The 13,968-nt window shown below is 73.7% G+C and carries 11 protein-coding genes and 1 tRNA gene; 7 read left to right on the forward strand and 5 right to left on the reverse strand.

The window, feature by feature from the left end; all coding sequences use genetic code 11:
• Nucleotides 1–163: 163 nt before the first annotated feature.
• Both IE295_RS21105 and IE295_RS21110 read right to left on the reverse strand, forming a co-directional pair.
• Nucleotides 164–1,948, reverse strand: coding sequence for a GTPase (locus IE295_RS21105; RefSeq protein WP_190065271.1), 1,785 nt, complete (start codon nucleotides 1,946–1,948; stop codon nucleotides 164–166).
• A complete protein-coding gene (locus tag IE295_RS21110) occupies nucleotides 1,945–3,567 on the reverse strand; it encodes a dynamin family protein (protein WP_190065426.1) in 1,623 nt (540 codons plus the stop codon). The genes IE295_RS21105 and IE295_RS21110 overlap by 4 nt, the downstream gene beginning before the upstream one ends.
• A gap of 304 nt (nucleotides 3,568–3,871) precedes the next feature.
• On the opposite strand from IE295_RS21110, the gene IE295_RS21115 reads away from it, so the two are divergent.
• The 5 genes from IE295_RS21115 to nshR all read left to right on the forward strand — a co-directional run bounded on the left by IE295_RS21115 (nucleotide 3,872) and on the right by nshR (nucleotide 6,648).
• Nucleotides 3,872–3,944, forward strand: a tRNA-Arg gene (locus tag IE295_RS21115).
• 241 nt (nucleotides 3,945–4,185) lie between these two features.
• Nucleotides 4,186–4,608 carry a YjbQ family protein gene (locus IE295_RS21120; protein ID WP_190065272.1) on the forward strand — a complete coding sequence of 141 codons (423 nt, stop codon included), beginning with the start codon at nucleotides 4,186–4,188 and terminating at the stop codon, nucleotides 4,606–4,608.
• Nucleotides 4,609–4,794: 186 nt separating this feature from the next.
• On the forward strand, nucleotides 4,795–5,310 hold the full coding sequence (locus IE295_RS21125; protein WP_190065273.1) for a DUF5994 family protein: 516 nt from the start codon (nucleotides 4,795–4,797) through the stop codon (nucleotides 5,308–5,310).
• 63 nt (nucleotides 5,311–5,373) lie between these two features.
• Complete coding sequence (locus IE295_RS21130) at nucleotides 5,374–5,622, forward strand: hypothetical protein (RefSeq protein WP_190065274.1); 249 nt, start codon at nucleotides 5,374–5,376, stop codon at nucleotides 5,620–5,622.
• Between the two features lie 216 nt (nucleotides 5,623–5,838).
• Nucleotides 5,839–6,648 carry an NshR/TsnR family 23S rRNA methyltransferase gene (nshR, locus tag IE295_RS21135; RefSeq protein WP_190065275.1) on the forward strand — a complete coding sequence of 270 codons (810 nt, stop codon included), beginning with the start codon at nucleotides 5,839–5,841 and terminating at the stop codon, nucleotides 6,646–6,648.
• An 89-nt stretch (nucleotides 6,649–6,737) separates the two neighbouring features.
• On the opposite strand, the gene IE295_RS21140 is transcribed toward nshR, so the two are convergent.
• Together IE295_RS21140 and IE295_RS34170 are read right to left on the reverse strand one after the other, a co-directional pair.
• A complete protein-coding gene (locus IE295_RS21140; RefSeq protein WP_190065276.1) occupies nucleotides 6,738–7,610 on the reverse strand; it encodes a maleylpyruvate isomerase N-terminal domain-containing protein in 873 nt (290 codons plus the stop codon).
• Nucleotides 7,611–7,704: 94 nt separating this feature from the next.
• The gene (locus IE295_RS34170) at nucleotides 7,705–9,921 is read right to left on the reverse strand and encodes a nuclease-related domain-containing DEAD/DEAH box helicase (protein ID WP_190065277.1); all 2,217 of its coding nucleotides are present in this window, start codon (nucleotides 9,919–9,921) and stop codon (nucleotides 7,705–7,707) included.
• Between the two features lie 138 nt (nucleotides 9,922–10,059).
• Here IE295_RS34170 and IE295_RS21150 point away from each other — a divergent pair, with 138 nt between their 5' ends.
• Complete coding sequence (locus IE295_RS21150; RefSeq protein ID WP_190065278.1) at nucleotides 10,060–10,515, forward strand: hypothetical protein; 456 nt, start codon at nucleotides 10,060–10,062, stop codon at nucleotides 10,513–10,515.
• A gap of 28 nt (nucleotides 10,516–10,543) precedes the next feature.
• Nucleotides 10,544–11,824, forward strand: coding sequence for a hypothetical protein (locus tag IE295_RS21155; protein ID WP_190065279.1), 1,281 nt, complete (start codon nucleotides 10,544–10,546; stop codon nucleotides 11,822–11,824).
• A 2-nt stretch (nucleotides 11,825–11,826) separates the two neighbouring features.
• Here the strand turns inward: IE295_RS21155 and IE295_RS21160 are convergent, their stop codons facing one another.
• Entirely contained in the window at nucleotides 11,827–13,941 is a 2,115-nt protein-coding gene (locus IE295_RS21160; RefSeq protein WP_190065280.1) for an NB-ARC domain-containing protein, read from the reverse strand.
• Nucleotides 13,942–13,968: the final 27 nt, after the last annotated feature.

Consider the following 13,968-nt stretch of genomic DNA (forward strand, 5'->3'; position numbering starts at 1 on the left):
TCTCATGGTGCCCGCGACGTCCAGGTCCCGCCGGAGCCTGTGGACGGCGGACCGGTTGTGGACAACCGGCTCACCCACACGGGCACCTGGCGCCGCCTCAGCCCCGAGGACACGCGTCCCGCACCGCCACCCGTCGTGCGCGGGCCCGTGCCGGGAGGGCCCCCTACGCCTCTCCCGCCGCGATCACGAACTGCGCCCGCACCTCGCGGTACCTCAGCAGCTCGGCCGCCACCGGCTCCAGCACCCGGGCCCGCCCGCACCCCGCCGCCGCACCGCGCAGCCGGTGCTCGGTCTCCAGGCCGTACCCCCGGGCGGGCCCCCGCGCCGCGATCCGCCCGCACCACGCCAGGACGGGGCCGCCCACGCTGCCGCCCGCCAGCAGCTCCGCCGGAAGCCACCACGGCCCGCCGAAGTCCCCGGTGAACGTGCCCACCAGCCACACCGCCCCCAGCAGCTGCATCGCCAGCAGCGCCCCCTGCCCTGCCGCGATCGCCGCCCACCAGCGGGGCCGTACCGCCCGCGCCGTGCCGCCGGCGCACGTCGCCGCCGTCTCGGCGGCCACCGCCGCCACCTCGTCCAGCGCCTCCGCCAGCCCCTCCGCACCCCGCGCCGCCGCCTCGCGCACCGCCTGCGCCCAGGGGTCGGGCAGCCCGGCGGACGCCTCGTACGCCAGTGCCCGTACCGCCCGTTCCACCAGCGGCCGGGAGGCCGTGCGGCGCTGCGGCGACGCGTAGCCGACGGGCTCGATGTCGTCGTCGGCGGCGCGGTGCCGGGCGCGCACGCCCAGGAACAACCGGTCGTGCCAGCCGCGCACCCGCTTGAAGGCCGTGCCGCACGCCCGCTCGGCGTCCCGCCGCCAGGCCCGCTCCGCCGACAGCCCGGCGGCCTGGGCCCCCACGGCCTCCGCCAGGCGGTCCTCGAACTCCTGCCGCGCCCGTTCCGTCAGTCCCGGCCGTCCGTCGGCCACGTAGGCCCTGCGCAGCCGCGCCGACACCCCGTCCACGTCCGCCGTCAGCCGCAGCTCCGCCGCGCACCGCCGGCTGGTGAACGCGCCCAGGGCCTCGCGCAGTTCGCCGACCCCCTCCCCCGTCAGGGCCGACAGGGCCAGCACCGCCGCCCCGGGCTCGCCGTGCTCGCCCAGCGCCAGCCCGTCCTCGTCGAGCAGCCGCCGCAGGTCGTCCAGGACCTGGTCCGCCGCGTCCGTGGACAGCCGGTCCACCTGGTTGAGGACGACGAACGTCACCTCCGCGTAGCCGGCCAGGGGCCGCAGGTAGCGCTCGTGCAGCACCGCGTCCGCGTACTTCTCCGGGTCCACCACCCAGATCACCGCGTCCACCAGCCCCAGCAGCCGGTCCACCTGCTCGCGGTGGCCGACCGCCGCCGAGTCGTGGTCCGGCAGATCGAGCAGGACCAGCCCGCTCAGCGCCGGATCGTACGGGCGGACCGGCTGCCGGCGCGCCCGGGCGGGGATGCCGAGGCGGTCGAGCACTCCGTCGGCGCGGTCGGTCCAGGCGCAGGAGACGGGCATCGCGGTGGTCGGCCGGCGCACCCCGGCCTCGGAGAGCTGGGCCCGCGCGAGGGCGTTGAAGAGGGAGGACTTGCCGCTGCCGGTGGATCCGGCGAGGGCCACCACCGTGAGGTCCAGCGAGTGCCGGTGGCGGGCCGCCGCCTCCTCCAGCACCCGGCCCGCCTCGGCGAGCGTGCGCCGGTCCAGCCGGGCCCGGGAGAGCCCCACCAGCTCGCGCAGCGCGTCGAGCCGGGGCCGCAGGGCCTGGCCGGCGGCGGAGGTCGTCGTCCGGGGGCCCGCGGGCACCAGGGGGCGGGCGACCGGGACCAGGCGCTCGGGTTCGGCTCCCGGGCGGGAGCCGCCGTCCGGCCGGCCGCGGCGTGCGATCAAACCGTCGTTCCAGAAGCGGCCCACCTCGTCTGCTGACGGCACGGCGGTCATCTCTCCTTCTGCAGTAGGGACAGCACCGCGATGAGTTCGACCTGATGGTCGGGGGTCAGTTCGAGGGCCTCGAGGGGGGCCGTCCTGCGGTCCCGTTCACCTTCGAGGACCTGTTCGAGACAGTCGGACAGCAGCTCGCCGCCCCGGTCGCGCAGCCGCAGCGCGGCGCCGGCCCCGAGCGTCCTGGCCAGGGTGTCCCCCGCCGCGCCCGCCCGGCCGCCGCCCAGCAGCGCCGCCGCCAGCAGCGCGGCGGTCTTCTCCGCCTCGTTGCCGCGGTCGCGCTCGGCGGCCCGCACCTCTTCCTGGGCGATCTCCTCCAGGCAGCGGCGCCACCGGCGCACGGCCACCCCGATGCGCCCGCTCGCGCCGTCCGGGTCGCGGGGGGCGAGCGCCGCCTCGGCCGCCGGGTCGCCGCCGCAGGCCGCCGCGATCCCCTCGTCGGCGGCGTCGGCGGCGCAGGTCAGCAGGGCGATGACGGAGCCGGTGAGCGCGTTCAGCAACTCGTCGGGAGTGCTGTCGTGAGGGTGCCCGCGCCAGTGCGTCAGCGCGTCGCCGGCGAGCGCCTCCCCCGCCGCGATCTCACGCCGGACGCGCTCGACCGCGCGCCCGTACGCCTCCTCCACGCTCTGCAGCATCCGTACGGCCGCCGCGTGCTGCACCGCCGAGGCCCCGGCGAGCCCCGGCAGCCGCGACCCCAGCGAGGAGAGCACGCCCCGGGCGGTGCGGGCGGTCGCCACCGTCCGCGCGGCGGGGTCCTCGGCCCGCTGGGCGAGCCAGGCGCGCAGCCCCGCCACGGCGGTGGCCGGCAGCAGCCCGCTGCCGTCGGCCGACTCGGGCAGCTCGGGGATGGTGAAGCGGGGCACGTCGCCCAGGCCGGCCTTCTCCAGCATGGCGTCGTACTGCCGGGAGACCTCGACGGCCACCTGGTGCGGCACCCGGTCCAGCACGGTGACGAGCGTGACGTCGTACTCCTTGGCCGTGCGCAGCAGGTGCCAGGGCACCGCGTCCGCGTACCGGGTCGCGGTGGTGACGAGCACCCAGATGTCGGCGGCGCAGACCAGCGCGGCGGCAAGGTCGCGGTTGTGCTCGACAAGTGAGTCGATGTCAGGTGCGTCGAGGAGGGCGAGTCCGCGCGGGAGGGCGCGGTCGGTCTCGATGCGCAGGGCGAACGGTTCGTGCTCCACCGCGTCCGCCGAGGCGTCGTCGTCCATCGCCTCCGCTTCGTACGCCGCCGCCGCGCACTCCTGCATCGGAACCCACACCCGCTGGAGCCGGGGCAGCACCCGCGATCCGGCGAACCAGTGATGATCGTCCGGATGGCAGACAAGCACAGGCGTACGAGTTGTCGGCCGCAGCACCCCCGCCTCAGTGACCCGGCGCCCCACCAGCGAGTTGACCAGAGTGGACTTGCCCGCCCCCGTGGAGCCCCCCACGACCGCCAGCAGCGGCGCTTCGGGGGCGCACAGGCGGGGCACCAAGTAGTCGTCGAGCTGCGCCAGGAGCTCGGCCCGGTTCCGGCGGGCTCGGGCTGCGCCGGGGAGGGGGAGCGGAAAGCGTGCGGCGTCCACGCGGTCACGCAGTGCGGACAGCGCGTCAAGCAGTCGGGGCCGTACGTCCAAGGTCGCCACACGTGCAGAATGCCCAATTCTGGTGTGTTTTTGAAGCGTATAGCCCCTGGCGCGCGAGGCGTGGCGCAAGGGGCCCAGGCATAACGAGTACACAACACCCGGCGCCTGGGGCGTCAAAAACGATGCGAAATTCGCACCTGCCTGCGATTATCAGGACCGCTTCACCGAACCTCCACATCGTGTCACGGAGGTGAAGCAACCGGGACGAGGTACGCGGAGCCCTATCCTTGTCCCCGGCAAGGTCACGGCACCACCGAGCCCGGGGCTTCAGCCGTCCGCGACCGCCGCACAACCGGCCCCCGTAGCTCAGTGGATAGAGCAGGCGCCTTCTAAGCGCTTGGCCGCAGGTTCGAGTCCTGCCGGGGGCGCTCCGCCCACGCCGCACGCCTCTCCTGATCAGGAGGGGCGTTTTTGTTGCCGGCCGGGGCCCCACCGCTCGGCCTAGCCTCGGCCCAGCCCTGCCCGCGCTCACGAACAGGGCTCAACGGAACGGTCCTTGAGGCGTGTCGGGCGGCGGGACGGCTTTGGCGGTCCTGGCCGACTGGAGGCCCGGCGGAACAACCCGTCCAGCCGTCAGCGCTGCTCCTGTGCAGCGGGTACTGGTGAACCATGACTGGCACCTTCACCACCCGCACTGTCGACGTTGCGACCGGCTCCACCGAAACCATGCACGACCTGACGAACGCATGCTCCGCGTTCCTCCGGGAGGTCGCTCACGGTCGAGACGGGCTGCTGAACGTCTTCACCTCGCACGCGACGTCCGGCCTGGCCGTCATCGAGACCGGGGCCGGCAGTGACAACGACCTGCTGGCCGCCCTTCGCAGCATTCTTCCCGCGAACAGTCAGTGGCAGGACCGCCACGGTGATCCAGGCGCCGGCCACGATCACATGCTCCCGGCCCTGGTCCCGCCCCACGCCACGCTGCCCGTGGTCGGCGGCCGGCTGGAGCTGGGGGCCTCGCAGTCCGTCGTTCTGGTGACCACCGGCCGGGACATCCCCGACCGCCAGGTCCGGCTGTCCTTCCTCGGCTGACCGGACACCGGGATCGCGCGCCCGCACTCCCCGGAGAATTGCCTGGTCGCGGACGGTCTCGGACCGCCGACCGGAGTAGAGTGAGTGGACCGGGAGCACTCCGTACACCGGCTTCCACGCGGGTGTCGTTCCCGGCGAGCCACAATGCCGGGCAGTCGACGACGAGCCCGGGGGCAGGTCCGCATCATGACCGCGACCATCGACCGTACGACCGCTGACGAGCACGCTCCTTCGCCGCCCGCCCGCCTGTCCCTGACCCCGGGAACGGCGCCGGGCCTGCTGGACGGCGCCTGGTGGCCCCGCTCACGCGATCTCTCCCGCGAGCTTCCCGCACTGGCGGAGAGGCTGGACCACTCCTGGGGGCGGATCACCCGCGTCACGGTGAATCCGGCCTTCTGGCCCGTGATCCCGCGCAAGGTTCCCGTCAGCGGGCACACGGTGCACGTGGGCTGGTTCACCAATGAGCAGGACCCGCACAAGATCCTCCTGTTCTCCTACACCGCAGACCGCCTGGACCTGCTGATCATCCCGCCGGAGACCGACCCGGCCGCGGCCGCCCGGCTGACGTCCGCCGCGACCACCCCCGGAAGCCTCCTCACCGCGAGCAGGCTGATGGAGGACGAGCGAGCGGCCGACGAGGCGACGGAGTCACGGGACCGCGAAGAGGAGTGGGAGAGCGAGGGCGGGTGGGAGCCCCGCTGATCCACCGGCCCAGTGCACGCATCCCGGAGGGCGAAGTTCACAAAAGAACCCTACGGTTGACCCATGAGCGTCTTCATCAAACTGGTGGAGAATCGTCCGCCGAAGGAATACGCGAACGAACGAACGGCGGATATCTCCTACGACGACACCGTCGAGGGTGATTCCGAGATCACTTACCAGTACGACGTACTTCCCGGCGGCGTCCTGAGAATCCTGCGGGTCGCAAGAGGAGAGGAGGCCGTCGTCCATTCGGTCTACGCCCCGGGCCTGTGGTTCCGCGTCGAGGGCCTCTGCCGCGGCACTACGGAATAGGGCGCCAACCGGATTGCCGCCCTCCGGAACCGGCCCGTCCCCGCGACGAAGTCCCCCTCTCCGGCGGCGGCCGGTGCGATGCAGCCGGTGGTGCGGCCGGGCGTGGTGGCGTTGGCCAGGGTCGGCCAGGGTCGGCGTGCCGGCCGCCCGGCGGGCTCGCTCACGCTCGCCCCGGGCAGCGGCATCGTTCCACGTGGCAGCCGTTAGGATCGACCCATGACCGATTTGGACACAATCGCAAATATCGCCGATCCCGCGATGCAAAGAATTATCGACGTCACCAAGCCCTCGCGGTCCAACATCAGGACCACGCTGATCGAGGACGTCGAACCCCTTATGCAGTCCATCCGGGCAGGGGTGGAATTCATCGAGGTATACGGCAGCGATAACAGTCCGGTCTCTCCCGAGCTGCTCGACCTGTGCAAGCAGCGGAACATCCCCGTACGCCTCGTCGAGTCGTCGGTCGTCAACCAGTTGTTCAAGGGCGAGCGGAAGGCCAAGACGTTCGGCCTCGCCCGCGTCCCCCGCCCGGCCAAGTTCGCCGACATCGCGAAGCGGGACGGGGACGTCGTCGTTCTCGACGGCGTGAAGATCGTCGGGAACATCGGCGCGATCGTGCGCACGTCGCTCGCGCTCGGAGCCGCGGGCATCGTGCTGGTCGACAGCGACCTCACCAGCATCGCCGACCGGCGTCTGCTGAGGGCCAGCCGGGGCTACGTCTTCTCCCTTCCCATCGTCCTCGCCAAGCGCGAGGACGCCGTCGACTTCATTCGCGACAGCGAAATGTCGCTGATGGTGTTCGACGCCGACGGCGAACTCACGGTGAAGGACCTCGGCGCCAAGCGCGATCGACTGGCCCTTTTGTTCGGCAGCGAAAAGGGCGGTCCTTCGGATCTCTTCAAGGACGCGTCGTCCTCTTCGGTGTCGATTCCGATGTTCAGCTCGACCGAGTCCCTCAATGTCTCGGTGGCGGTCGGTATCGCGCTGCACGAGCGGAGCGACAGGAATTTCGCCGCCGGCCGGTGAACCGGCCGGTGAACCGGTCCTTTGCCCCTCCCTTCGGGAGGGGCATTCGCCGCTCGGCGGCCCCGCCGGGCTGAACGCCCGGCCGCCGGCTAGGCCAGGACGTGGTCGAGCCAGTGACGCACCAGGCCGGTGTCGCCGGAGATCCGGATCGTGGGAGCGGTGACGGGGAGCCGTCGCTTGGTCAGGAGCAGCAACTGGTCGGCCGACGCCCGCACGGTGGCGTCCGGCCGTCCGCTGTCGGGAGCGACGAGGGCGGGACCCGAGGGGGACAGGCGCAGCAGCCACTGTCCGGACCGGTCCGGGGAGGTGCCGTCGCCCCGGAAGAGGATCAGCTCGCCGGAGCGGCGCAGATCCGCCAGCCGCGGGTTGAGGAACGCCGCGACGCCCGGCTGGCCCATCGAGGTGAACCAGAAGTTCAGGCTGCTGAGGGCCACATCCGGGTCGAGCCGGGGTTCGGCACCCAGCGCGATGTCGGCGTCGGCACGGTGCACGGCGGCCTCGAGCGCGCCCCAGGCCGCCCAGAAGCGCGACCGCGGCTCGCCGTAGGTCGTCCAGGCGGGCGCGTCGGGTCCGCCGCCGCGCAGGGCGGCGACGAAGGCGTCGGCGGAGCTCGTCACGGGCGTGACCAGACGCTCCTCGACGGCCCGTTGGCCGGACGGGGCGTCCAAGTACGCGCGGGCGAGCGCGTCGACGTACTGCGACCAGGGCATGGCGGGGTCGAGAGCGCCCTCGGGGATCTCGGGCAGGAAGGCGTGGGGCGCGTGGAATTCGGCGCCCGGGCTCGTGAGGATCCCCGTGGCCCAGACGAAGGCCGTGTGCACGTGGCCCATGAGGTGGGCCGCGGTCCAGCCGGGGCAGGTATCGATCCGCCCGGCGTAGTCGAGGCGGGCGAGTGCCTCGGCAAGGTGCCCGGCTTGTTGGGCGATCTCGTCGCACAGGCGGGCATGGCTCGGTTGGTACACGGTGTCTCCTCCGGAACGCGGATCGCACGCCCGCCGCTCCTTACCTGGGTGTCGGATGTGGTCCCTTTCATCCAAACAAGTGCCGCTGACACCGCTATGACACCTCGGTCGAGCCACGCACCACCGAGCCGAGCCAGAGGCTGTCCCTGGCCCGGGTCATCGCCACGAAGAGCTGGGTGCGGGTGAGTTCCGCGCGCTCGAGGGCGATGTCCTCGTCGCCGGCCGCCGCGCACGCGCGCGTGGACGTCACGGAGGCCGTCGCGGGGGACGTGACGGAGGACGGGATGGAGGCCAGGACCGGCGCGGGCTCGTGGTCCGGGAGGTAGACGTGCTTGAACTCCAGGCCCTTCGCCCGCCGGTAGCTGCCCACCTTCACGGCGGCGACCGGCCGGCCGTCGTAGCGTTCGAGGGAGCAGAACGGGATTCCCGCCCGGGCGAGCAGCCGCTGGTAGTGAGCCGTCTCGCGCCAGGAGCGGCAGAGTACGGCCGAGTCGGGCCAGGAGGCCTCGCCGCGGGCGCGCAGGGCGGCCAGAAGGGCGCTGTCGTGCCCGGCGGGCGTACCGGAGACGGACCGGGTGACCTCGCCGCCGTGATAGGTGAGGTCGACGTCGCGCAGACCCGCGAGGCGGGTGCCGTCGATGTCGTCGAAGGCGTCGTCCGCCACGACCGCGAGGGCGGCGTCGAGGATCCGCTTGGCGTTGCGGTAGTTGGTCCGCAGCACCTGTCCACGGTCCCCGCGCACGTCGATGCCGGCGTCCGAGAGCCGGAAGCCGCCCGGGTAGACGGCCTGTTGGCCGTCGCCCACCAGCAGCAGGCCGTTGGGGGCGTCCCCGACGAGCGCGTGCAGCAGGCGCACCCCGACGAGCGTGAGGTCCTGCACCTCGTCGGCGATCACCGCCGCGTACGGGGAGCGGCCGGGCCGGGCGCGGGCCTCGGCGAGGGCGAGGCTGAGGATGTCGTTGAAGTCGTGCACGCCGCGCGCGCGGCGGACGCGCTCGTACTCCTCGTACAGCGCCCAGACCGCCTCGCGGTGCGGCCGGCGCAGGGCGGCCCGGCGCCGCTGGCGCCGCAGCGTCGCGTATTCCTCGAAACCCGTGATGCCGCGCCCCTTTATGACGCAGTCGATCTCCTCGTGCCAATAGCGCGGGCACGGGTCGAGGGCGGCCAGGACGCTGGGCCGGCCGCACCGCACCCAGGCCCTGCTGAAGGCGTCCTCCGCCCGGCCGCCGTGCAGCCGGTGCGGGATTCCGCGCTCGGCGAGGAATTTCCGCGCCCAGGAATGCAGGCTGCGGAATTCCACCCGGTCGACGACGGCCGGGGACATCGTCCGCAGAAACGTGCTCTGGACGCGCGGGAGATTGCTGGCGAAGGTGACGTACAGAATGCGCCCGTTCGTGCGCTGGGCGAGATGGGCGGCGCGGTGCAGCGCCACGACGGTCTTGCCGGTGCCCGCCGGGCCGCTGACGCGCGCGGGGCCCGACCAGTTGCGCCGCACGAGGGCGACCTGGTCGGGGTGCAGGAAGGTCATCCACTGCTCGACGGGGCCACGGCGTGCGGCGTCCATGGCGGCGTCGCGCAGGCTCACGATGTCGAAGAGGGCGTTGTCGGCGGTGGACTCACCGGAGATGTCGTCGGAGGGGCCGTCAGAAGCGCCGTCGGATGCGCCGTCGGGGGCCGGGCCGCCGGGGCCGGCGGACGGCAAGGATGGCTCCTCGGGTACGTACGAGCCCTCGTACGCCGGGAACACCACCTCCAGGTGGTCGGCGATCGCACGCACCATGGCCGCTCCCAGCCGGGTGCGCTCGGCCAGCAGGGCGGGGCCCACCTCCCGCTCGCCCAGCAGCCGTACGCGGTCGAGCGTGCCGTCGAAGGAGCGGCCCGCGAAGACCATCAGCGGCTGGACCGCCACGGGCGACAGGCCCAGGGATGCCAGCGCCACCTCTGCCACCCGCGTCACGGCCAGGAGCTTGCCGATCTCGCCGTCGCGCCGCTGGCGCCCGGCGGTGAGATGGCCGTCGGCGGCACCGGGAGCCGCCCGCCAGTTCTTGACGTCGATGACGAAGACCCCGCCGGGCCCCACCAGCAACATGTCGACGTTGGCCGAGCGCGTCCCCGGCCACCGCCGGTCCACCAGCAGGCGCCAGCCGCGCCGGGTGAGCATCAGCAGCTGGGCCGCGACCTTGCGCTCACCCTCGCTCGCCGCCTCCCACCGCCGGGCCTCCCGCTGCGCGGCCCGCAGCTGCTCGCGCAGCTCGCGCTCGTGTCGCCGGGCTTCCTGAGCCCTGTTCGATGCCGAACCACCAGCCCCCATGTCCGCCCCCCTCGTCTACACACTCCCCCACGAACTTGCATATATACACAAAGTAATGATCGAACAGCTCAACGCCACCACCGGAGAGGCGGCCGGTATCGTCTGCGGGGACGGAGCGGGCGAGATCAAGGAGCGGCGGTGCCGGACGCAGGAGCATCCCGGGTCTCGTACGTCCCGTTGAGGAACGACGCCGCGCGCTGGACGACCGCCTCGCCCGTGCGCACGGTCCTGGGCGTCATCCACAACGTCACCTCCGCGACACGGCTGTTGGACCTACTGGAGCCGTTCGAGGGCGACCCGCGCGTACAGGTCGTCTTCACGTGCACGGGATCGTCGGCGTTCGAGGCGGGGATACGGGAATTCACGACCGCCCGCGAACTGCCGTACATATCCTGGGAGACGGCCCTGGGGGAGAAATTCGACCTCGCCGTGAGCAGCAGCCGGGGCGGCGAACTGCAGAAGATCGACGCACCGCTCGTCGGCGCCCCGCACGGCGCCGGATACAATAAATACTTGCACCGGAAACCGGAAACCGGAAACCGGAAACCGGAAACCGGAAACCGGAAACCGGAAGTCCGAAGCCTTTGGCCTTGATGCCGAATGGCTCACTCACGACGGTGAGTTGATTCCCTCCGCCATCGTCCTCTCCCACGACGAACAGCGCGAGCGCCTGCGCCGCGGCTGTCCCGAGGCCGTGCCCCTGTCCGTCGTCGCCGGAGACCCCTGCATGGACCGGCTCCGCGCCTCGCTCCCCTTCCGGGAGGAGTACCGCGCGGCGCTCGGCCTGCGCCCCGGGCAGAAGCTGCTGGTCCTCACCTCGACCTGGGGCCCGTACTCCCTCCTCGGCGCGAACATGGACCTCGTGCGCCGCGCGCTCGCCGAGCTGCCGTCCGACGAGTACCGCGTCCTGGCCGCCGTGCATCCCAACGTCTGGTACGGGCACGGCGGCTGGCAGCTGCGCGCGTGGCTGGCGCCGTTCCTGCGGTCCGGGCTCATCCTGCCGTCACCGGAGACCGACGTCTGGAAGGCGGCGCTCGTGGCGGCCGACGCGTTCGTCGGCGACCACGGCTCGCTGACCCTGTACGCGGCCGCGCTCGGGGTGCCCGGGCTGCTCGGCGCGTTCGGGGAGGAGGTGGTGGCGCAGGGATCGCCCATGGACCGGCTGGGCGCGGCGCTGGAGCGCGTGGCGCCGGACGTCCCCCTGGAGCGGCAGCTCGCCCGTGCGGCCGCCGGCCGGGCCGGCGACGAACGGCTCGACGGCATCGGCGCGCTGGTCACCTCCCGGCCCATGCGGTCGGCCGAGCTGCTGCGCCGCCTGTACTACTCGCGCATGGAACTGTCCGAGCCGGAGCAGCCGGCCGTTCCCCGTCCCGTCGCCCTGCCCCTGCCGCTCCCGGCCGAGCGCCACGAGCCGGTGCCCCCTGCCGCGTACGCCGACGCCCGTACCACCGCCGGCGGAAGGCTGGAGCTCCGCCGCTACCCCGCCGGCCTGCAGGGCGCGCTCACCGGCCATCTGCCCGACCCCCACCTCGTGGCGGCCGAGGGCGAGCCCGACCCCCGCTGGTCCCGCACGGCCGACATCGTGCTGGCCCGCCCGCCGGCGCCCGGCGAAACGTTCCGGGAGGCCGCCGAGCGGGTTTTCCGGGGGCATCCGGGGTGCTGGCTGGCGGCCTTCGCCGGTGAAGGGGCGGACGGCTGCGTCGCGTTCACGCGGGACGGCGGGCGGACGACGGCCCGGTGGGCGGGCGCGGCGCCGCCGCACGCCGTCGCCGTCGCCGCGTCGGCGCTGTACACGATGCCGGACGGCGACCGGCTCGCGGTGACCGTGGCCGGTTCCTCCTTCGTCCTCGAACGCAGGACGGAGCACGGGGCGGGGCACGGGACGGAGCGCCCGGCGGGCTGACCTCAGCCGCCCAGCCGTTCCCGCGCCGTGCGCGCCGACGGGCTGCCCACTCGCGCGTACAGCTCCGCCGCCGTCCGCCAGTCCGCCTCGGCGGCCTCCCGCTCGCCGCGACCGGCCGCGACGTCGCCCCGCAGCAGCAGGATCCCGGCCTGCTCCTCCGGGGCGCCGCACGTCCGCATCAGCCCGGCCGCCTCGTCCAGCGGGGCGACCGCCTCGTCGGACCGATCGGCACGCACGCGTGCACGCGCGTAGTGCCACAGCGCCTTGGCCTCGTTGAAGGGATCCGGTAGCGCCGCGAAGAGCTGGCGGGCGCGCAGCAGCAGGCCCGCCGCCTCCTCGTGGCGGCGCTCGGCGCTGCGCGCCCGCCCGAGGTGCAGGGTCAGCAGGGCCCGGCCCCGCGGGTGGTCGATGCCGTCCAGCGCCTCCACCGCGCGCGCGAAGTGCCCGGCGGCCGCGGCGGGATCGTCCGCGGCCAGCGCCAGCAGCCCCAGCCCCTCCAGCGCGGACGACACGGTACGCGCGTGCCCGGCGGCCGAGGCCAGCCGCAGGGCGTGCCGGTAGTGCTCCGCGGCCCGCCCGTCCCGTGCGTCGGCGCAGGCGAAGGCCAGCTCCAGGTGCGTACGGGCCACGGCGAGGGGGTCGTCGCACCGCTCGGCCGCGGCCAGGCCCAGCTCGCAGACGGCGATCCAGTCCGCGTGGTACTTGCGCCGGAAGAAGAATCCGCGCAGGGCCTCGCACAGCTGCCAGGTCTGGGCGTAGCGGTGCGTGGCATGGGCGAGTTCGGCCACGGCCACCACGTTGGCGCGGTCGGCCTCCAGGGCGTCCAGCGCCTCCTCGGCGTCCCGGAAGTCGTGCCCGGCGCTCTCGGGGCCGGCGCTCTCGGGCCCGGCGCCTTCCGGCCCGGCGAAGAGCGGTCCGTAGCGCCACCGGGCGGAGGTGAGCCGCTCGACGGCGGCGGCCCGCCGCAGGTACCAGTCGGTGTACCACCCCGCCGCCGCCTCGTCCTCCGCGCTCGTGGCGGCGGCCCGCGCGTGGTCGTGGACGAGCCGGTGCATCCGCAGCCGTCCCGTGCCGGCCGGTTCCAGCAGCCCCTCGCGTACGAGCGTCCGGACGTCGGCTTCCGCGTCGGCGTCCAGTCCGTCGGCCACGTGCCGCACGAGCTCGCGCGAGAACTCGGGCGTCGGGTGCGCGCCCAGGGCCCGGTAGAGCGCGGCCGCCCCCTCCGGCAGGGAGGCGTGGGCGGCGTCGAAGACCTGGGGGACGGAGAGGTCGTCCGGCACGGCGAGCGCCTCCAGACGGGTGCGGCGGTCGATGAGTTCGCGGGCGAGTACGGCCGGATCCTCCCCGGAATCGAGGAGTTCACCCGCGCGGGCGCCCGCGATCCGTACGGCCAGGGGCAGCCCGGCGCAGGCGCTCAGGACGTCCTCCAGGGCCGGCCGGTCCAGGACGTCCGGGCGGCCCGCCACGGCGTGGAAGAGGTCGGCGCCCGCCGCCGCGTCCAGCGCCCGCAGCGGCACCGCCAGGGTGCGCGGATGCGAGGCCCGCAGGCCGGTGAGCGGGGAGCGGCTGGTGACGACGACCACGCTCTCGGGGTGGCCGGGCAGCAGGGGGCGCACCTGGCCGGCGGTGACCACGTTGTCGAGGAGGACGAGGGCGGGCGCGTCCGCGGTCAGCGAGCGGTAGTGCGCCGCGAGCTCGTCCGGGCCGGCCGGCCGGTCGTCCTGACGGTCGGCCAGTTCCCGTACGAAGCCCTCGAGTACAGCGACCGGGTCACGGGGCCTGAGGGGGCCCTGGGGGCTCATGTCGGCCTGGAGGTGGCCGCCGGGGAAGTCGGCGGCGAGCTGGTGCAGCCAGCGCAGGGCGGTGGCGGTCTTTCCCATGCCGGGCAGTCCGGTGACCACCACGACCAACGGCGCGGTGCGGCCGGCCCGTTCGGCGGCCGCTTGCGCGAGGATCTCGAAGACCGGATCGCGGTCGACGAACACCTCCGGTGCGGCGTCCAGCAGCCGCGGTGCCCGCCTCGTGGGAGCGGTGGAGTGGTAGTGGACGTTCCGCGCCTGCACGACGGTGCCGTGGAACGTGCCGCCCCCGATGGTGTTGTCGTTGCCGTCACCCATGACGCCCCAGCCCCCAACTCGCCCGGT

This window comes from Streptomyces griseocarneus (assembly GCF_014655595.1).
GTDB classification, from domain to species: Bacteria; Actinomycetota; Actinomycetes; order Streptomycetales; family Streptomycetaceae; genus Streptomyces; species Streptomyces griseocarneus.

Excerpts from the sequence above, each read along its gene's own strand:
- IE295_RS21105 (WP_190065271.1), bottom strand. The coding sequence starts at position 1,948 with ATGACCGCCGTGCCGTCAGCAGACGAGGTGGGCCGCTTCTGGAACGAC.
- IE295_RS21120 (WP_190065272.1), top strand. The coding sequence starts at position 4,186 with ATGACTGGCACCTTCACCACCCGCACTGTCGACGTTGCGACCGGCTCC.
- IE295_RS21125 (WP_190065273.1), top strand. The coding sequence starts at position 4,795 with ATGACCGCGACCATCGACCGTACGACCGCTGACGAGCACGCTCCTTCG.
- IE295_RS21130 (WP_190065274.1), top strand. The coding sequence starts at position 5,374 with ATGAGCGTCTTCATCAAACTGGTGGAGAATCGTCCGCCGAAGGAATAC.
- nshR (WP_190065275.1), top strand. The coding sequence starts at position 5,839 with ATGACCGATTTGGACACAATCGCAAATATCGCCGATCCCGCGATGCAA.
- IE295_RS34170 (WP_190065277.1), bottom strand. The coding sequence starts at position 9,921 with ATGGGGGCTGGTGGTTCGGCATCGAACAGGGCTCAGGAAGCCCGGCGA.
- IE295_RS21160 (WP_190065280.1), bottom strand. The coding sequence starts at position 13,941 with ATGGGTGACGGCAACGACAACACCATCGGGGGCGGCACGTTCCACGGC.